The sequence below is a fragment of the Coprococcus sp. RTP21204st1_G4_RTP21204_210225 genome, from assembly GCF_040915385.1.
GTDB lineage: Bacteria > Bacillota > Clostridia > Lachnospirales > Lachnospiraceae > Allocoprococcus > Allocoprococcus comes.
Genome location: NZ_JBCPDP010000003.1, coordinates 202,040 through 220,973, shown reverse-complemented (window position 1 = coordinate 220,973; position 18,934 = coordinate 202,040). Strand labels below are relative to the sequence as shown.

At 43.6% G+C, this 18,934-nt stretch carries 14 protein-coding genes; 4 read left to right on the top strand and 10 right to left on the bottom strand.

Features of this window, described 5'->3' with window-relative positions; translation table 11 throughout:
* Positions 1-38: 38 nt before the first annotated feature.
* Entirely contained in the window at positions 39-461 is a 423-nt protein-coding gene (locus AB5213_RS04325; RefSeq protein ID WP_008369803.1) for a DsrE family protein, read from the top strand.
* Positions 462-676: 215 nt separating this feature from the next.
* Here the strand turns inward: AB5213_RS04325 and AB5213_RS04320 are convergent, their stop codons facing one another.
* The 4 genes from AB5213_RS04320 to AB5213_RS04305 form a co-directional block, all read right to left on the bottom strand.
* The gene (locus AB5213_RS04320) at positions 677-2,287 is read right to left on the bottom strand and encodes a hypothetical protein (RefSeq protein ID WP_008371728.1); all 1,611 of its coding nucleotides are present in this window, start codon (positions 2,285-2,287) and stop codon (positions 677-679) included.
* Positions 2,288-2,326: 39 nt separating this feature from the next.
* Positions 2,327-3,772, bottom strand: coding sequence for a TrkH family potassium uptake protein (locus AB5213_RS04315; RefSeq protein ID WP_008371730.1), 1,446 nt, complete (start codon positions 3,770-3,772; stop codon positions 2,327-2,329).
* Positions 3,773-3,784: 12 nt separating this feature from the next.
* The gene (gene trkA / locus AB5213_RS04310) at positions 3,785-5,146 is read right to left on the bottom strand and encodes a Trk system potassium transporter TrkA (protein WP_022220724.1); all 1,362 of its coding nucleotides are present in this window, start codon (positions 5,144-5,146) and stop codon (positions 3,785-3,787) included.
* Between the two features lie 165 nt (positions 5,147-5,311).
* Entirely contained in the window at positions 5,312-7,387 is a 2,076-nt protein-coding gene (locus tag AB5213_RS04305; RefSeq protein WP_022220725.1) for an elongation factor G, read from the bottom strand.
* 184 nt (positions 7,388-7,571) lie between these two features.
* Here AB5213_RS04305 and AB5213_RS04300 point away from each other — a divergent pair, with 184 nt between their 5' ends.
* Both AB5213_RS04300 and aroA read left to right on the top strand, forming a co-directional pair.
* Positions 7,572-8,669: a prephenate dehydrogenase gene (locus tag AB5213_RS04300; RefSeq protein ID WP_215634096.1), complete on the top strand. Its 1,098-nt coding sequence runs from the start codon at positions 7,572-7,574 to the stop codon at positions 8,667-8,669.
* 179 nt (positions 8,670-8,848) lie between these two features.
* Positions 8,849-10,162 (top strand): 3-phosphoshikimate 1-carboxyvinyltransferase, encoded by a 1,314-nt coding sequence (gene aroA / locus AB5213_RS04295; RefSeq protein ID WP_055157985.1) that lies wholly within the window; start codon positions 8,849-8,851, stop codon positions 10,160-10,162.
* Positions 10,163-10,237: 75 nt separating this feature from the next.
* Here the strand turns inward: aroA and AB5213_RS04290 are convergent, their stop codons facing one another.
* A complete protein-coding gene (locus tag AB5213_RS04290) occupies positions 10,238-11,590 on the bottom strand; it encodes an MATE family efflux transporter (protein ID WP_368276380.1) in 1,353 nt (450 codons plus the stop codon).
* A gap of 231 nt (positions 11,591-11,821) precedes the next feature.
* On the opposite strand from AB5213_RS04290, the gene AB5213_RS04285 reads away from it, so the two are divergent.
* Positions 11,822-12,841: a M42 family metallopeptidase gene (locus AB5213_RS04285; RefSeq protein ID WP_022220728.1), complete on the top strand. Its 1,020-nt coding sequence runs from the start codon at positions 11,822-11,824 to the stop codon at positions 12,839-12,841.
* 140 nt (positions 12,842-12,981) lie between these two features.
* Here AB5213_RS04285 and AB5213_RS04280 read toward each other — a convergent pair whose 3' ends face one another.
* The 5 genes from AB5213_RS04280 to AB5213_RS04260 form a co-directional block, all read right to left on the bottom strand.
* A complete protein-coding gene (locus tag AB5213_RS04280) occupies positions 12,982-14,250 on the bottom strand; it encodes a serine dehydratase subunit alpha family protein (RefSeq protein WP_008371747.1) in 1,269 nt (422 codons plus the stop codon).
* A gap of 272 nt (positions 14,251-14,522) precedes the next feature.
* Positions 14,523-15,719 carry a glycine C-acetyltransferase gene (locus AB5213_RS04275; protein WP_022220729.1) on the bottom strand — a complete coding sequence of 399 codons (1,197 nt, stop codon included), beginning with the start codon at positions 15,717-15,719 and terminating at the stop codon, positions 14,523-14,525.
* Positions 15,720-15,745: 26 nt separating this feature from the next.
* Positions 15,746-16,798 (bottom strand): L-threonine 3-dehydrogenase, encoded by a 1,053-nt coding sequence (gene tdh / locus AB5213_RS04270; RefSeq protein ID WP_368276379.1) that lies wholly within the window; start codon positions 16,796-16,798, stop codon positions 15,746-15,748.
* A gap of 270 nt (positions 16,799-17,068) precedes the next feature.
* Positions 17,069-18,451, bottom strand: coding sequence for an MATE family efflux transporter (locus AB5213_RS04265; RefSeq protein ID WP_008371755.1), 1,383 nt, complete (start codon positions 18,449-18,451; stop codon positions 17,069-17,071).
* Entirely contained in the window at positions 18,432-18,932 is a 501-nt protein-coding gene (locus tag AB5213_RS04260) for a GNAT family N-acetyltransferase (RefSeq protein ID WP_008371757.1), read from the bottom strand. The genes AB5213_RS04265 and AB5213_RS04260 overlap by 20 nt, the downstream gene beginning before the upstream one ends.
* Positions 18,933-18,934 lie beyond the last annotated feature (2 nt).

Genomic DNA, 18,934 nt, shown 5'->3' with positions numbered 1-18,934 from the left:
TTTTAGTACAAATTCATAAACAAAGGAGACTTGATAATATGGTTAATTTATTGACAGGCCCAAAAGGAAGCGGAAAAACCCAGCAAATGATCGAACGTGCTAACGAAGCTGTAAAGACATGTGAAGGAAACGTATTCTTCATCAAGAAGAGCCACAGAGATACATACAGCTTATCTTTCAACATCAGAGCGATCTGCATGGATGACTATGATGTAATCACCAATACCGATGAATATCTTGGATTTATTTACGGTATGTTAAGCGCAGACCATGATATCAAAGCAATCTTTATCGACGGTATTTTAAAGCACGCCGACATCACACTTGAGAACATTCCTTCTTTCATCGAAACACTGAAAAAGATTTCCAAAGAAAATGATGTAGATTTTTATGTCAGCATCAGTGCAACGAATGAACAGCTTGGTAATGTAGATTTTGAAGATTGTACACTCCTTAACTAAGATAGACATTATCCAAAAGGAGGGATGAAGATTTTCTGTAAATCTTCATCCCTCCTTTTATGGTTTTCCAAATGTGACAGAGCACATTCTTTTTATGCTATGATACCAGGGTCAAAAGGTCAAAAAGCCGATGCAAGCTTGCTTGCAAGAGGATTTTTGCACTCTCGCAATCTGGTATCAAAGGGGTCAAAATACCTTTTGACCCCAACATCATGCTATTTCAAAGACAACACCGTATTTGCCTTATCCCCTTTTGCATACTCCAGTTTTACATCATCTCCCACATTGTACTTGATAATCTCAATAAAATCGACTACCGATACATCAAAAATCTCATCTGATCCTTCCAGCATAATGTAGTAATGAGAATCTCCATCTATAACGCCCTGGGCGATTTTCGTGATCTTTCCTTCGATCGTGCCGGTATCCATCTTCACTTCTTCTTTTTCCTTGATTCCATTGGTAAGAAGCAGATTATTGTAGGATTCTTCACATACACTTACCGTATCCCCGATCGCAACAACCTGGTACTTCTGGACATTGACCATTGCATACTTTTTCACAAGTCCTGCATCATCCTTAAGTGCCATAAAGTAAGTCGGCTCCCCGGAAATGTTAAGCAGCAGCGGGAAAGTCGCCCGATACTTCAGGTTCTGTACCTGTCCTTCTGCCGATGCCATCGCAGAATCCTCGATCGCACCTGCCACCGGATAATACTTTGTCTCCATAGTTCTCTGGTTCATCAGCACAAATCCCACATTGGACTGGTCACTGTTTACAGAAGTTACTCCCGTGTACACCCATACATCATCATCAATCGCCAGATAATTATATCCGTTTGTTGTCTTCAGACAATCTTTCTGGCTGAGTACACTGTTAAAATACCCATGCTTTAACGTGCCATAATAATCATAAAGCTGTACCAGAAGATCTGCCGAATAGGCTCGGTCGATCCATTCCGGGACTTCATCGATCCTGTAGTCCTGCATTTCGCCGGTGATCGCATTGCAGAGCACCACATGCCCTACCGTTTCTCCTCCGAAAAGACCGATATTATACTTTTTGACCGGTGCTACCCAGTATGGAACACCATTATCATCAATTTCAAAACTAAGGTCTCCGTAAATATAAGTCGGATGCGCAAAACGAAGATGACGGTAAATATTTCTTCCAAAATGCTCGCTGGTCGAATACTTCATTCCCTGCTCCAGCTTTACCATCTCCGTTGTCTGACTTGCCATATCGATCCGGATATATGCAGGAAGTCCATCTTTCCGATTGGTAAACCATTTGATCAGATTCGCATATTTCAAAGGTGACACACGGACCGGACGATCCTTGTAGTTGATCTGACTGTAGATATCGTCCACCTCAAACTGGGATACCATGTCTGACATGCTTCCCATCTTCCGGTCTCCTAAAAGCTGCGCAGACTCCTTATCCAGAAGCGGGATCTGGTCAAAGGAAAGCTCCTCGATATCTTTTGTGAATTCGCCCTCTTCTACCTTCAGAAGCTGTTGGTATTTCTTCGCATTCACAATCGGTGAAGAAAGAATGGTTCCAGCCAGATAAATCACTAACAAAAGAATAAAAAGACGGACACACCATTTGAAACCTTTGGATTCTTTCATCTCCTTCAGATCAATCGCTCCGTATCGCAAGCCTTTTTTTCCTGCAAGCACAAGACCGACCGCAAGCACCAGAACAAGCACAAAATACCACACTCCGGAAGAATGGATATTAAAAGCCGGCAGTGATACATAATACCAGATTCCTGCTGCCACTAAAAGCAGCAGAAAACTGATCGCTATATTTTTCTTTTTCATAAATTCTCCTTTTCATCGTTTTGCCTTACCAAAGCTGTCTTAGAATTTTCTACTCCAAAGTGACGGCGAGAACAGCATCAGGAACGGGAAAATCTCCAGTCGTCCGATCAGCATATCCACGCAGAAAACAATCTTCGAGAAGTCTGAGAACTTCGCAAAATTTTCCACCGGTCCTACCAGATTCAGTCCCGGTCCTACATTATTAAGTGTAGTAAGCACTCCGGTAAATGAAGTAGTAAAATCAAAGTTATTGATCGAGATCAGAAGCACGGATACGATCAGGATTAGTATATACGCAATAAAGTATATATATACCCCCCGCATCGTCTCTTCTTTCACTTTTTTCCCATTTACTTTTACGATATTGACTGCTTTCGGATGGATCATAGTTTTCAGCTCCCGGCGGATGCTTTTTACCAGGATCAGAAGTCTTGATACTTTGATACCACCGCCTGTTGAACCGGCAGAAGCACCGATTACCATCACAAGAAGCAGAACACATTTGGAAAGCTCCGGCCACTTGTTGAAATCTGCCGTCACAAATCCAGTTGTCGTGATCACGGATGCCACCTGGAACGCCGCATAGCGGAATGCCTTTAAAAGAGAATGATAACCTCCGGCGATATTGCAGGTGATCACAACGGTTGCTCCTGCAATGATTCCCAGGTAAGCACGCAGCTCCTCATTCTTAAATACACTCTTAAATTCTTTCAAAAGCAGAAAGAAATACAGGTTAAAATTGATACCAAACAGGATCATAAATACGGTGATCACACCATCAATGTAGGCACTGTTGAAGTGTGCCACACTTGCATTGTAGCCGGAAAATCCTCCGGTACCGGCAGTACTGAATGCATGTGTCACTGCGTCAAACAGGTTCATCCCTCCTGCCAGAAGAAAAACTACCTCAATTGTAGTCAGTGCAAAATACATTCCATACAGGATCCTTGCGGTTCCTCTTGCCTTTGGAACCAGTTTATCTGCCTCTGGCCCCGGAACTTCCGCACGCATCAGATGCATGGAATTCTTCTCATCCAGAGAGGTAAGTACCATAACAAATACCAGCACTCCCATTCCACCAACCCAATGTGTCAGGGAACGCCAGAAAAGAATTCCTTTCGGAAGTCCTTCAATCTCAGTCAGGATCGTAGAACCTGTCGTCGTAAATCCGGATACTGTTTCAAAAAAAGCATCCACATAGCTTGGAATACTTTTACTGAGTACAAATGGAAGTGCACCTGCAAGTGACCAGAAAATCCAGGCCGTTGCAACAATGATCAGACCTTCTTTGGCATAAATCGTCATGTTCTCCGGGCATTTTCTGCCAAACAGCAGATAAATTGCCGTCAGGATCGCAGCTGTAATCAGAAAATAAACCGATGTGTGCTCGCCATAAATAATTCCAACCATCATCGGAAGCAGCATCAGCAGTCCCTCTGCTCCCATCATCTTGCTGATGATATAGCGTATCATTTTCACATTCATTTCTTTTCACCCCTATTGCTCAGCCAGAATATCTGTGATATCCTTAACTTTCTTCTGGGTTGTAACGATTACAACACTGTCGCCCACCTGAATGGATTCATCCCCGTCCGGAATAATAATCTGCCGTTTTCTTCCGATACATGCGATCAGATTGTTCGGCTTCAGTTCCAGATCCTTAAACGGGATATCTGTATATTCTGTTTTTTCTTTGATAATAAATTCCAGTGCTTCTACTCTTCCGCCAACCAGCTGATACATAGATTCAACATTGACATTCTTGAGAGAATTCTGGCGTGCACGCACATAACTCATAATCGCATCTGCTGTTGCAGTCTTTGCCGATACGATCAGATCGATCCCAAGTTCCTCGACAAGCTGGGCACGTCCGTCTTCGTTGACCTTTGCCACGATCTTGTCCACACCTTTTGTCTTTGCAAAAAGTGCAAGGATAATATTCTCCTCATCCATACCGGTCAGGCTGACCAGGGCATCTGCCTGTTCAATTCCTTCTTCGATCAGAAGGTCATGGTCTGCGGCATTCCCACAGATGATCGTCGCTTTCGGAAGCTGGTCGCAGAGATCTTCGCATTTCTTCCAGTCCTGCTCAATGATCTTAACCTGCATACCAAGTCCTAAAAGCTGTTTTGCCAGATAATATCCGACTTTTCCCCCACCACAGACCAGAATATTCTTCGGCTCTTTCCGCTTTCCGATCAGATGGAAAAATTCTTCAATATATTTGTGGGATGCAACAATATGAAGCCGGTCTCCATCATGGATGACAAAATCACCATTCGGGATGATCACTTCCGATCCACGTCTTACAGCACATACCAGAACTTTGATCTGGAACTTGCGGTAAAGCTCAGCAAGCGATACTCCGCCCAGATGGCTTCTTTCTTTGACAATGAATTCTACCATTTCGACTTTTCCCTTCATAAAAGTCTCTACCTTTGCAGTATCCGGAAGAAGGATCGATCTGGAAATCTCAAATGCAGCCGCAAGTTCCGGGTTGACAGCCATACTCAGTCTTAAGTCCTCTTTCAAAAGATCGATCTGCTGATAATAGATCGGATTCCTTACACGGGCGATCGTGTGCTTTGCCCCCAGTCTCTTTGCGAGCAGGCAGCTCAGCATATTCAGTTCGTCTGTCGATGCACATGCCACAACAAGATCAGCGCCCGGCACTCCTGCTTCTTTCTGCACTTTCGCATCTGCACCATCTCCGGTAATGCAGAGAATATCAAGCTGATTCAGTGCTTCTTTTAATTTCCCCTCATTCTGGTCAATCAAAACCACATCGTAATTTTCTTCGGATAACTGTATGGTCAGTTTATGACCAACCTTCCCGTCCCCAATAATTACAATTTTCATTTTTCTTTTCCTCTACTTTTTCTCTTAATACTAAACCTTTAATACTAAAATTGTATAAAATACCAATGTGACAGCCGAAGCTGCCACCATCATAATATGTATACCACTTTTAGTACGAAAGTACAATAGAAAAAACCGGGATTTTCTCCCGGCTTTTCCTTATTCTTATTCTTCAGCTGCACGCTTTTCAATTTCTTTTTCCTGTACATCTGCCGGAGCCTGTTCATAACGGGCAAATTCATACGAATAGCTTCCTCGTCCACCTGTCATAGAACGAAGTGTTGTGCAATATCCAAACATGCCTGTCATCGGTACATCCGCTTCAATTACCTGATATCCGCCTGACTGTGGATTCATTCCAAGAACACGGCCACGTCTCTTGTTCAGATCTCCCATAACGTCTCCGGTATAATCATCCGGAACGGTTACTTTCACAGATGCGATTGGCTCAAGAAGAACCGGTCCTGCTTCCATAAATCCTTTCTTAAATGCCTGGATCGTCGCAGTCTTAAATGCCATTTCAGAAGAATCTACCGGATGGTAAGATCCATCATACAGAGTTGCTTTCACACCAACTACCGGATATCCGGCGAGAGGTCCTTTTAATACAGATTCCTGCAATCCTTTTTCAACCGCCGGGAAGTAGTTCTTCGGAACAGCACCTCCGACTACTTCTTCCTGGAATACATACGGTGTATCCAGATCTCCGGATGGTTCAAAACGCATCTTAACATGTCCATACTGTCCATGTCCTCCGGACTGTTTCTTATACTTGGTATCTACATCCGAGTTCTTGCGGATCGTCTCACGGAACGCAACTTTTGGTGTCTCCAGTCTGATTCCGACTTTGTAACGCTCTGCCAGCTTGCTTGCTGTCACTTCCAGATGCTGGTCACCCATTCCATAAATCAGTGACTGGCGGTTCTCACTGTCATTTACCACTTTCAGTGTCACATCCTCTGCCATCATCTTCGCAAGAGCCTGTGATACCTTGTCCTCATCACCTTTGTTATTCACTACATACTTCATATATGTATACGGTTTGGAGTATTCGGTTCTTCCATAAGATACCGGTGTATTTTTTGTTGAAAGGGTATCCCCTGTCTTTGTACTTGTCAGTTTTGCAATCGCTCCGATATCACCTGCAAACAGTTCCTGAACTTCTACCGGTTTGTTGCCGGATAAGGTGTAGATCTTGCCGATCTTTGCTTCTGCATCTGACTCCGGATTGTAAAGGACATCATCCCCCTTTAATACACCGGAACATACTTTTACGAAAGAATATTTTCCGATAAACGGATCTACCATGGTCTTGAATACATATGCGGTCTTTGCGGCTGCAAAATCATGATGTGCTTCAAAGATCTCATTGGTCTTACGGTTGATGCCTACGCATTCACGGTATTCCGGACTTGGGAAAAATCTTACGATATCAGACAGTAAGTTTGCAACACCCTGTGCCTGAACATTGGATCCCATTGCTACCGGAACGATATCTCCGTCCATAACTTCTGTTCTCATGGCAGAGCGGATCTCTTCAACCGAGAATTCATCTCCCTCAAAATAACGTTCCATAAATGCTTCACTGGTCTCTGCCACTGCTTCAAGAAGCTTCTCTCTGTAAATCTGCAGGTTCGGCAGACAGTAATCCGGAATCTCACACTCTTCTCTCTGTCCAAGTCCGGTGTATCTTCTACCTGCATTCTTGATAACATTGACATAACCTACTAATTTCTCGTTCTCACGGATCGGTTGGAAATGTGGTGCAATCACTTTACCGTATCTTGCGGTCAGATCTTCAACAACCTGACGGAAGCTGGCATCATCCACATCCATCTCAGTAACATAGATCATACGCGGAAGATTATACTTATCACAGAGCTCCCATGCTTTCTCGGTTCCTACCTGCACACCGGCTTTTCCGGAAACAACGATAACAGCTGCATCGGCTGCGCTGACTGCTTCTTCCACTTCTCCGACAAAATCAAAATATCCAGGTGTATCAAGGATATTAATCTTTGCTTTTTCCCATTCAATCGGAATCAGACTTGTGCTAAGTGAGAATTTACGTTTCTGTTCTTCTTTATCAAAATCACTGATCGTATTACCGTTCTCAACAGATCCCATACGATTTGTTGCTCCAGATACATAAGCCATCGCTTCTGCCAGACTGGTCTTTCCGCTTCCCCCATGTCCTAAAAGGACCACGTTTCTAATTTCATCCGTTCTGTAAACCTTCATGCTTGCTGCCTCCTTGCTAAAGTTTCTCATGGATATATTGTACTAAACTTTCTATAAAAACACAACTATTTTATAGAATTTCAACAAAAACTTTCGCTTTTGCACTTTAAAGTATTGCTTTATTGACAGATAGCCTGTTTTCCTATATTATGAAAGGTAGACTATCACGAAAGGACGAAAAATTATGAAACAGAAAAAAATCGGATTTATCGGACTCGGACTCATTGGGGGCTCTATTGCAAAGGCGATCCGGCGATATTATCCGGATTATGAGATTGTCGCTTTCGACAAGAATAGAGAAACTCTGGCACTTGCCACACAAGAATCCATCATCAATGTGGCCTGTACCTCAATCGATGATAATTTCCGAGGCTGCAACTACATCTTCTTATGTGCCCCGGTTGCTTTCAATACTGCATATTTAAAGCAGATGATGCCTTACCTGCATGATGATATGATCCTGACTGACGTCGGAAGTGTCAAAACTCCGATCCATGACGAGATCATCCGGCTGGGACTGGAGGATTACTTTATCGGAGGACACCCGATGGCCGGTTCCGAAAAGAGTGGTTTTGCCAATTCCAAACCAATCCTGATTGAGAACGCTTACTTTGTTCTCACCCCTTCCGCCAAAGTAGCGAAAAAAAAGGTTGATGCATACGCATCCTTCGTAGAATCCTTGCGTGCACTTCCAATCGTACTGGATTATCATGAACACGACATCGTCACCGGCACGATCAGCCACTTGCCACATATCATTGCCGCAAGTCTGGTCAACTTTGTCAGAGACACCGACACCAAGGATGAGCTGATGAAAACCCTCGCCGCCGGCGGCTTTAAGGACATTACGCGAATCGCCTCTTCCTCACCGACCATGTGGGAACATATCTGTGCACAGAATCAGAGTAATATTTCCCAGATCCTTGGAAATTATATCGAAACATTAAATGAAGCGAAAAAACTGGTTGATGCCGGAGACTCCCAGGGAATCTACGATATGTTCGACCATTCCCGGAACTACCGCAATTCCATGCCAAACAGTTCTGCCGGCCCGATCAAGCGTGCATTCGAGATCTACTGTGACATCCCGGATGAAGCCGGTGTGATCGCCACCATTGCGACCATCCTCGCTTCTAATGCACTCAGCATTAAGAACATCGGAATCGTTCATAACCGTGAATTTGAAGAAGGCGTACTCCGCATCGAATTCTATGACAGCATCTCCTGTGAGAAGGCAGTAGCACTTTTGCAGAAGCATCGTTATATTGTTTATGAGCGTTAATAATTAAATGATGATACCAGGGTCAAAAGGTCAGAAAGCCGATGCAAGCTTGCTTGCAAGAGGATTTTTGACACTCACATCATTAAATGCAAGACAGTCCAAAAAATCTTTTCAGAACTTTGTGTAAATTGGTCACAATGCTTGAAAATAGAATTTTACGAATGAGAGGTTACTATATTATGCAAATCCAACCTGTTAAACAGCTTCGCGGGGAAGTATCTGTTCCCGGCGATAAATCCATCTCCCACCGTTCTATTATGTTCGGTGCACTGGCAAAAGGAACTACTGAGATCACACATTTTCTTCACGGTGCCGACTGCCTCTCTACCATCGGCTGCTTTCGTGCCATGGGAATCAATATCGAAGACACACCTGACCGTATCCTGGTTCACGGCAAAGGCCTTCACGGACTTTCCGAACCTTCTTCTTTTTTAGATGTGGGGAACAGCGGAACCACCACAAGACTGATTTCCGGTATTCTTTCCGGTCAGCCATTTGCCACCACTCTTTCCGGCGATGCTTCTCTGAACTCCCGCCCGATGAAGAGGATCATGGAGCCTCTTGGGATGATGGGCGCTGATATTTTAAGCCAGAATGGGAACGGGTGCGCACCACTTTTGATCAACAGCCTGCTTCCTGCCGGTCAGAATCCATCCCTGCACGCAATCCACTATCACTCAAAAGTAGCTTCTGCTCAGGTTAAATCTTCCGTACTCCTGGCAGGACTTTATGCAGACGGATTAACCCTGGTTACAGAACCTGTACTTTCCCGTAATCATACAGAACTGATGCTGAATGGCTTCGGTGCCAACGTACAGACAGAAATACATTCTGATGGCAGTGCAACTGCATCTATTCTCCCATGTGAGGAATTATACGGACAGAAGATCCTGGTTCCCGGAGATATTTCTTCTGCTGCTTACTTCATCGCTGCTGCCCTTCTGGTTCCAGGTTCTGAACTTCTGATAAAGAATGTAGGTACTAACCCGACCCGTGCCGGAATCCTTGAAGTATGCAGGGCAATGGGGGCAGACATTACCTATCTAAATGAAAATTGTGACAGTGGTGAACCAACTGCCGATCTTCTTGTACGTACAAGCGCTCTTCACGGAACCACCGTAGAAGGTGCAATCATCCCTACACTGATCGATGAGATTCCGATGATTGCAGTGATGGCTGCTTTCGCCGAGGGAACTACGATCATCAGGGATGCTGCCGAATTGAAGGTCAAAGAGACTGACCGTATCAAAACAACTACAGAAGGACTTCTTGCCATGGGCGTTGATGTAACACCAACCGACGACGGCATGATCATCCGTGGCGGTAATCCGGTTCATGGAGGACAGATCAACAGTTATCTGGATCACCGGATCGCAATGGCCTTTTCCATCGCAGCCCTTGCCGCCGAGGGAAATACTGAAATCCAGGATGGTCAGTGTGTAGATGTATCTTATCCTTCATTTTTTACGGAACTTCATTCCCTTTCCCTGTAATTTCAGGAAAAAATACAAAAAAAGAAAGCCGCACACTACATAAGTAGTGTATAGCTTTCTTTTTTATACGCCCTGTCACTGTTTCTCTAATCCGTGAATCCAGTCTGTCTTAAGAAACAGAATCAAAAATATCACCGAACTGATAAACCAGGTAAGTGGATATGCCCAGTAGATTACATTGATCACCGGAATAATCCTGATAACAATACTAATATAGGTTACCCGGACTCCGCACCATACAAGCATCATAACAAACATCGGAACAATACTTCTTCCCGCCCCTCTCTGAATTGCTGCCATACAATGTGAAAACGCAAGCAGACAATAGAAAAAAGCGATCGTATGTGCCTCTGCAATTCCATATTCAATTGCTTTTTGATCTCCTCCAAACGCAGCGATCAGGTATGGTGAAAAGAAAAAAACTGCTATTCCGATCACTTCTGCTATCCCGATTCCACAAATGGTTCCAAACAATGCCCCTTTTTTTGTCCGGTCATACTCTTTTGCTCCCAGATTCTGTCCAATAAACGTCGTGAGTGCCTGCGAGAAGCAGGTAACCGGAATAAATCCAAATCCTTCAATTTTGGAATATGACCCACACCCGGCCATTGCCAGAGCCCCAAACTGATTAATATTCGACTGTACAAATACATTTGCAACCGCAATAATGGAATTCTGGATTCCTGCCGGTATTCCGTTTACCACGATCAGCCGCAGCATATTCCCATCCATCCGCAGTTCACGAAAAGATAACCGGAACGCCTCTGGTTCCCTGCGCAGTTTTCTGATACACAGAACCGCACTTAATATCTGTGAAACAATCGTTGCAAAAGCTGCTGCACCTACACCAAATCCTAAACCTCCGATCAGCACCAGATCCAGAATCACATTCAGACACGCTGAAATGATCAGATAGATGACCGGACTCTTACTGTCACCAAGTGACTGCAAAATCCCCATTCCAAAGTTATAAATTACAAATCCAAGTGAACCTGCAAAATACACCCTGAAATAAACCAGTGATTTCGGCAGTACCTCTTCCGGCGTACCAATCAGTTTTAAAATCTGCGGTGCAAGGATCAACGCGGCAACCGTAAGAAAAATTCCACATACACCACCAAATGCCAGTGCCGTATGGATTGCTTTTTTCAGCTTCTCATATTCTCCGGCTCCAAAATACCTCGCAATGACAACACCGGCTCCCACGCCAATTCCCCCAAAAAATCCTACCATCAGGAATATCAGATTCCCTGATGAGCTGACAGCTGCAAGTGCATTATTCCCAAGAAAATTTCCCACGATCAGAGAATCCGCCACATTATACAACTGCTGGAATAAATTCCCCCATAAAAGCGGAATCGCAAACATAATAATCTTTTTCGGAATAGATCCCGTTGTCAGTAGATTTTCGTTTAATGTTTCCCCCATAATTAAACTTGTCCTCCTATAATATTTTAAGTCTATTATACTCCTGATACGGTTAATTCACCAGCAAATATATCGGAAACAATATTTAATTCTTTTTTAATAAATCATAAATCTATTTTTTCATCAATTATTATAACCTTTTTAAATTATCCTTCAATGTATATTGCATTTTCCATCCTCTTCCATTAAACTATTATGATATATACTATAAATTTTTTGGGGGAATTTTCTATGCAAAATTATCTTGAATTTATCGGAAACGAACTGAAAGCTTTAACTTCTATTCCAAGCCCATCCGGTTATACCAAAGATGTGGCTGCATACCTGATGAAGACTTTATCAGATATGGGATATGAACCACAGCTTTCTAACAAAGGCAACGTATTCGTAACGATCGGCGGAGAGGGGAATCCGCTGGTACTTGCAGCACACGTTGATACCCTCGGTGCCATGGTGCGTTCTGTCAAAGCAAATGGAAGACTGCGTCCGACTACTCTCGGTGGACACCAGTGGAGTACCGCTGATGGGGAAAACTGCACGATCCACACACGCGACGGACGCGTTTATACCGGTGTAGTACTAAATACTGAACCTTCTGTTCATGTTGCAGATTCTGCTGTTGAGACAAAAGAAGAAAATATGGAAATCCTTCTGGACGAAAATGTGGACACTAAAGAAGGAACTCTTTCACTTGGCGTACAGCCTGGAGATATCATCGCCATGGACCCGCGTACCCAGATCACACCGAGCGGTTATATCAAAAGCCGTTTCTTAGATGACAAGCTTTCTGCTTCCATCCTTCTCGGTCTGGCAAAATGCGTAAAAGATGAATCTATTGCGCTTTCCCGCAAAGTTTCTCTTCTTTTCACTGTATATGAAGAAGTCGGACACGGCGGAAGTTTTGTTGCCGAAGATACAACAGAGATGATTTCTGTTGACATGGGCTGCGTCGGATCCGATCTCGGATGTACCGAACGCATGGTATCTATTTGCGCAAAAGATTCCGGCGGTCCTTACAACTACGACGTAACATCCGCTCTTGCCGAAACTGCAAAAGAAGAAGGATTGGATTATGCGATCGATGTGTATCCGCATTACGGTTCTGATGTAGAGGCAACTCTTCGGGCAGGATATGATATCCGCCATGGTCTGGTTGGTCCTGGGGTGTATGCATCACATAACTATGAAAGATCCCATATGGATGGGGTAAAGAATACGCTTTTGTTGTTGAAGAAGTATATTCAAAAATAAAAAGTATAAATAGCTAACGGTCAAAAATAAAACATCTGCGATATGCATACCGCAGATGTTTTATTTTTTCAATATTAGTCATATTTTTCTTAAGTCCGTTAAATGCAAGTGCCTCTTCTACCAGTTCTTTTCTCTTTTTCTTATCTTGTCATGATCTGGATGATCGTTTTATCCGTCTCACGCATTCCCTTCTTTGCAAGCTCTCCAATATTACGGATCGTGTTTTCTACACCTTTTTCTACAAGTCCGTCTCCGCCATAGAACTGCTTTCCATTTTTCTGCATCTGAAGTCCCAGAAGCCCTGCTTCTACAGCTGATGCGATTTTTGCCGCGCAGCTTGCCTTCGCTCCATCACACACAACACCTGAGTTAATGGCAACTGCATTTACAATTACATGAGAAATCTCATATGCACGTCCGCCATACAGATAACAGATTCCGGCACCTGCACCACATCCTGCACTGATCGCACCGCAATATGCAGACAGTCTTCCGATTCCTGTCTTCATATGGATTGTGATCAAATTTGACACAACCAGCGCGCGGAGCATCATCTCTTTTGAGACATTCAGCTCTTTTGCATAGACGATCACCGGAAGAGAAGTTGTCATTCCCTGGTTACCGCTTCCCGAATTGATGACAACCGGAAGTTCACATCCGTTCATTCTTGCATCCGATCCGGCCGCTGCCATCGCTTTCGCACGGTTATGTACACTGTTTCCATATGCTTCCATCAAAGTCTTTCCAATGGCAGCTCCCCAGTTTCCTGTCATGCCCTCTTCGGCAATTGCCCAGTTATAATCAATCTGTCTCTGCAGAACTTCCTCTACGTCTGCAACGTCTACGCAGTCTGCGAATTCAATGATCTTCTCCACAGTCAGAAGAGAACGGTCCGTCGCACAGCTGGATCCCTGCTCTTCATATGCTTTTTCTCTGATGATCTCATCATCTTTCTTTACACAGATCACATTGGTGTGAAAACCTGCGATCTCTACGTATCCGCTGTGTCCGCCTGCACATGCCTTGATCTGGATGTCGAAAATATATTCTTTATCGGATTCCCGGATTGTCATCGGCATGGTATCCAGCATCTTTTTCATTTCTACTTTCTGTTCCCCTGTGATCTCTTCCAGAATTTCCAGTTCTTTTTCCGGACATCCGGCTACAATCCCTGCACAGACTGCTGCACCGATTCCGCGAAGTCCTCCTGTGCACGGTACAACGACACTTTTTACATTCTTAATAATATTTGCACTGACATTTACTTCTACAGATTCCGGCTTTTCCCCAAGAGCCTGAACTGCAACTGCTGCCGCGTAAGCTACTGCAATCGGCTCTGTACATCCCATCGCCGGAAGCAACTCTTCCTTTAAAATTTCCACATATTCATTGTATATTTTTTGTTCCATCTTTTCTCTCCTCTGTCAGATGACACCCCATTCATCTTTTTATTGTTCCCTGTTTATTTTATAGTATTCCTGCCTTTCCCACAAGCTTTTCTCTCCATTTTTTCAGGGTTTACATAATTACCATGATTACATTCCAAAAATATTCTTTTATTTTTATTTAACGCCTCCGAAAATTTTCCTGTAACATTTTTTAGTCAAATTTCTCTGTTATATCATCACAAAATGCCGGGCAACATTTTGTACTGTCCGGCATTTTTCTATCCTGTAGCAATTTATTTTCCAATCTCTTCTCTAGTCTCTTTAAAACATTTGATAATGAAATCAATATCTTCTTTTGTATGGCTCGCGCATACCTGTGTGCGGATTCTTGCTTTTCCTTTCGGTACAACCGGATAAGAGAATGCAACCACATATACCCCTTTTTCCATCATTTTCTTTGCATATTCTCCGGCAAGTCTTTCATCATAAAGCATAACCGGTACACATGGATGGGTTCCTTCGATGATATCAAATCCATTTTCTACCAGCTGCTTGCGGTAGTATGCGGTTACTTCTTCCAGATGGTCACGAAGCTCGGTGCTTTCTTCCAGCATATTGAACATCTCAATACTTGCTCCTGCGATTGCCGGTGCAAGAGAGTTGGAGAACAGGTACGGACGACTTCTCTGACGAAGCAGATCGATGATCTCTTTTCTTCCGGATGTATATCCACCGGAAGCCCCACCGAGTGCTTTTCCGAGTGTTCCTGTAATGATATCCACTCTTCCTTCTACGCCACAGTATTCGGAAGTTCCTCTGCCGTGTGCTCCTACAAATCCAACTGCATGGCTGTCATCCACCATAACCAGTGCGTTGTATTTATCAGCAAGATCACAGACACCTTTTAAGTTACAGATGATTCCATCCATTGAAAATACACCGTCTGTAGCGATCAGTTTGACTCTTGCTCCTGCTGCATCTGCAGCCTGAAGCTGTGCTTCCAGATCTTCCATGTTGTTATTTTTGTAGCGGTATCTTTTTGCCTTACAGAGACGAACTCCGTCAATGATGGAAGCATGGTTCAGTTCATCACTGATCACTGCATCCTCCGCAGTCAGGATTGTTTCAAACAGTCCACCATTTGCATCAAAGCAAGAAGAATATAAAATCGTATCATCTGTTCCCAGAAATCCGGAAATCTTCTTTTCCAGTTTTTTGTGAATGTCCTGTGTTCCGCAGATAAATCTGACAGAAGCAACCCCATATCCTTTTTCATCATAAGTTCTCTTCGCTGCATCGATCAGTCTCTGATTGTCCCCAAGTCCAAGATAGTTATTGGCACACATATTAAGAAGCTCTCTTCCGTCTTCCATTACAACCTTTGCGCCCTGCGGAGATACGAACGGTGCTTCCCCTTTGAAAAGACCATCTGCTTTGATCTGTTCTACTTCTTTTGTATAAATACTTAAAATATCATTTTTTCTTGCCATTTTATTCTCTCCTTCTTCTGCTTTTCCTAATCGTTAATATGTGCCCAGTCAAGGATCACCTTTCCTGACTGTCCTGAGATCATTGCCTCAAATCCTTTTTCATAATCGCGGATATCAAAATGGTGTGTGATGATCGGTGAAATATCAAGTCCCGCCTGGATCATCGTAGACATCTTGTACCAGGTATCCCATACTTTTCTTCCATAAATTCCGCGGATATTCAGCCCATTGAAGATCACTGTCTCAAGATCTACGGTTGCATCCTGTCTCTGCAATCCGAGAAGTGCGATCTTTCCACCATGTTTCATGTTATGGATCATATCAGAAAGTCCCGGCTGGCTTCCGGACATTTCAAGTCCGATATCAAAGCCTTCTGTCATTCCGATCTCATGCATCACATCCATCAGTTTTTCCTGTGTCAGATTAACGCATCTGGTCGCACCCATTTTTGCTGCCAGATCCAGACGGTACTGGTTCATATCCGTGATTACCACATGTCTTGCTCCTGCAAATTTTGCAATCGCCGCTGCCATGATCCCAATCGGCCCTGCACCTGTGATCAGCACATCTTCACCAAGCATGTCGTAAGATAATGCAGTATGGGTTGCATTTCCAAATGGATCAAAGATCGCATATAATTCTTCATCAATTGCCGGATTGCACGGCCATACATTTGAAGCGGGAATAACCAGATATTCTGCAAACGCACCGTTCCGGTTTACCCCAACGCCTTTGGCATCTTTGCAGTTCTCTTTGTGCCCTTCTAGACAGTTTCTGCATTTTCCACAAGTGATATGTCCTTCACCGGATACCAGATCGCCCACCTTGAATCCCTGTACACCTGCACCGACTTCTACAACTTCCCCGACATATTCATGTCCTGCGGTCAGTCCGATCGGAATAGTATGCTGTGCCCATTCATTCCACTGGTAAATATGTACATCGGTACCACAGATTGCATTTTTATGGATCTTGATCTTTACGTCATTTGGTCCTACTTCCGGAATCTGTACTCTTTTCAGCCAGAGTCCCTGTTCCGGTTTTTCCTTTACTAACGCCCACATTTTATTATCATTCATCTTCATTACCTCCGCATGACACATATGTCCGTTTAACGCGGACTTTTTATTACTTTTGTTTTTCTATACTTAGGATACCCTATTTTTCTTCTCTTTTCAATCTATTTTCCGTGATACACAAACATTTTACATGTTCATGTTTTTGTAGCAGATACAAGCACATGTGTCTTTCTATTGCAAGCACATTTATTATATATATACAAAAACAGACAGATAAATCTGTCTGTTTTTCACAATGCCCTACTGTCGATTTTCACAATTTCGTTCTGTTTATAACAATCTTTTTTCTTTCTGATGTACCCTTTTTCTCACAAAATAGAAGCACACGACCTGAAGTACAATGGTAAGGATCCATGACACCGGATAGGATACAAAAAGTACGGATAAAGATCTGTGGTTCGGAAAAATTCCAAATACCCACACAATTCTTGTTCCCACCGTTCCGATCACTGAAAGCACCATCGGGACTGCTGAATATCCCATTCCACGAAGCGCACCCGGAAACAAATCCATGATCCCACACAGGAAATAAGTGATCGATGTATACGCCAGGATTTCCATTCCGCAGTTGATAACCTTTGGATCTGAAGTATAAATTGTCAGAATCTGCGGTCCGAAGCAATAGGCAAGACCACCAAGCACTACCGCGATCGATATAGACAGAATCGCACAGTCACGCAGCACCTTATCCATTCGTTTCAGCTTACCGACACCATAATTCTGACTGGTAAAACTCATACATGCCTGAGTTATCGAATTCACTGACATATAAAGGAACCCAAGCATATTGTTCGCTGCTGTATAGCCTGCCATCGCAATCGATCCAAATGAATTAACCGAGGACTGCAACAGTGCATTGGACAAATTGATGACCGTACTCTGGATTCCCGCCGGAACTCCCACCTGGAAAATCTGTTCCATGTAGGCACCATTGATCTTCAGTTTGGAGAAACGAAGCTGATAACTTCCTTCCGACCGGTACAGACAGGTCAGTACCAGCACACAGGAAATCAGCTGTGAAATAATTGTTCCAATTGCAACCCCGGCAACTCCCATATGAAAAAGAATAACCAGTATCATGTTCAGCGCGGCATTTGCAATTCCGGAAATGATCAGGAAGATCAATGGCCTTTTTGTATCACCAATCGCCCTTAAAATGGCCGCCCCATAGTTATATAACATAAAAAATGGCATTCCCATAAAATAGATCCGCATATATAAGGCAGACTGCCCGATCACATCATCCGGCGTTCCCATAATTTCAAGTGCCCACTTTGCAAGAAGCACCCCGATAACTGCCATCATAATTCCACTGATCAGCGCAAGTGTGATCGAAGTATGTACTGTTTCCGACATCTCCCGGTCTTTGCCCGCTGCATAAAATCTGGCTGCAAGAACATTGGCACCAAGTGAAATTCCGATAAACAGGTTCGTAAACACATTAATCAGTGCTGTTGTGGAGCCGACTGCGGCAAGTGCCTGACTCCCGGAGAATCTTCCTACCACGATGATATCCACTGCATTAAACGCAAGCTGCAGAATTCCGGAAACCATAAGCGGCAGTGAAAAAGAGATCAGCTTGTCCATGATGGAGCCGTTGCACATATCAATTTCAAACTTATTTTTTTTCACATTATTCACCCAGCCCTTCATCAAATGTAAGTCTCATCTGATTCCAGACCACGTTTCCATGTACTGATTCTGAGACACCTTCATTTTTGAATCCAAACCTGGCATAATAAGATATCAGCCGGTCCTTGCAGGTAAGGACAAGTCCCTTTCTTCCCTGCTCTTTTGCATCTGTAATCGCTCTTTTGATCAATTCTCCTGCATATCCATGTTTCCGGTAAGACGGCAGCGTATTTACACCAAAAATCATCTGCCAGTCACCTTTTTCATCATGCATTTCCGCTTTTTCATACATTTCGTCTGTCAGATCTTCCTGATTCGTCACCATACCGTCCACGAAGGCGATCAACTTCTCTTCTTCAAACATCAGCCAGAAATGATCTTTATAAAAAGTAAGTCTCTTTTCAAATTCTTCTTCTGTTGCCGCTTCTGCTGCCGGGAAACACGCTGCCTCCACACGGGCAATTTCTTTCAGATCACTCAGATCTGCTGTTCTTATTCTCATCT

Excerpts from the sequence above, each read along its gene's own strand:
- AB5213_RS04325 (WP_008369803.1), top strand. The coding sequence starts at position 39 with ATGGTTAATTTATTGACAGGCCCAAAAGGAAGCGGAAAAACCCAGCAA.
- AB5213_RS04320 (WP_008371728.1), bottom strand. The coding sequence starts at position 2,287 with ATGAAAAAGAAAAATATAGCGATCAGTTTTCTGCTGCTTTTAGTGGCA.
- AB5213_RS04315 (WP_008371730.1), bottom strand. The coding sequence starts at position 3,772 with ATGAATGTGAAAATGATACGCTATATCATCAGCAAGATGATGGGAGCA.
- trkA (WP_022220724.1), bottom strand. The coding sequence starts at position 5,146 with ATGAAAATTGTAATTATTGGGGACGGGAAGGTTGGTCATAAACTGACC.
- AB5213_RS04305 (WP_022220725.1), bottom strand. The coding sequence starts at position 7,387 with ATGAAGGTTTACAGAACGGATGAAATTAGAAACGTGGTCCTTTTAGGA.
- AB5213_RS04300 (WP_215634096.1), top strand. The coding sequence starts at position 7,572 with ATGAAACAGAAAAAAATCGGATTTATCGGACTCGGACTCATTGGGGGC.
- aroA (WP_055157985.1), top strand. The coding sequence starts at position 8,849 with ATGCAAATCCAACCTGTTAAACAGCTTCGCGGGGAAGTATCTGTTCCC.
- AB5213_RS04290 (WP_368276380.1), bottom strand. The coding sequence starts at position 11,590 with ATGGGGGAAACATTAAACGAAAATCTACTGACAACGGGATCTATTCCG.
- AB5213_RS04285 (WP_022220728.1), top strand. The coding sequence starts at position 11,822 with ATGCAAAATTATCTTGAATTTATCGGAAACGAACTGAAAGCTTTAACT.
- AB5213_RS04280 (WP_008371747.1), bottom strand. The coding sequence starts at position 14,250 with ATGGAACAAAAAATATACAATGAATATGTGGAAATTTTAAAGGAAGAG.
- AB5213_RS04275 (WP_022220729.1), bottom strand. The coding sequence starts at position 15,719 with ATGGCAAGAAAAAATGATATTTTAAGTATTTATACAAAAGAAGTAGAA.
- tdh (WP_368276379.1), bottom strand. The coding sequence starts at position 16,798 with ATGAATGATAATAAAATGTGGGCGTTAGTAAAGGAAAAACCGGAACAG.
- AB5213_RS04265 (WP_008371755.1), bottom strand. The coding sequence starts at position 18,451 with ATGAAGGGCTGGGTGAATAATGTGAAAAAAAATAAGTTTGAAATTGAT.
- AB5213_RS04260 (WP_008371757.1), bottom strand. The coding sequence starts at position 18,932 with ATGAGAATAAGAACAGCAGATCTGAGTGATCTGAAAGAAATTGCCCGT.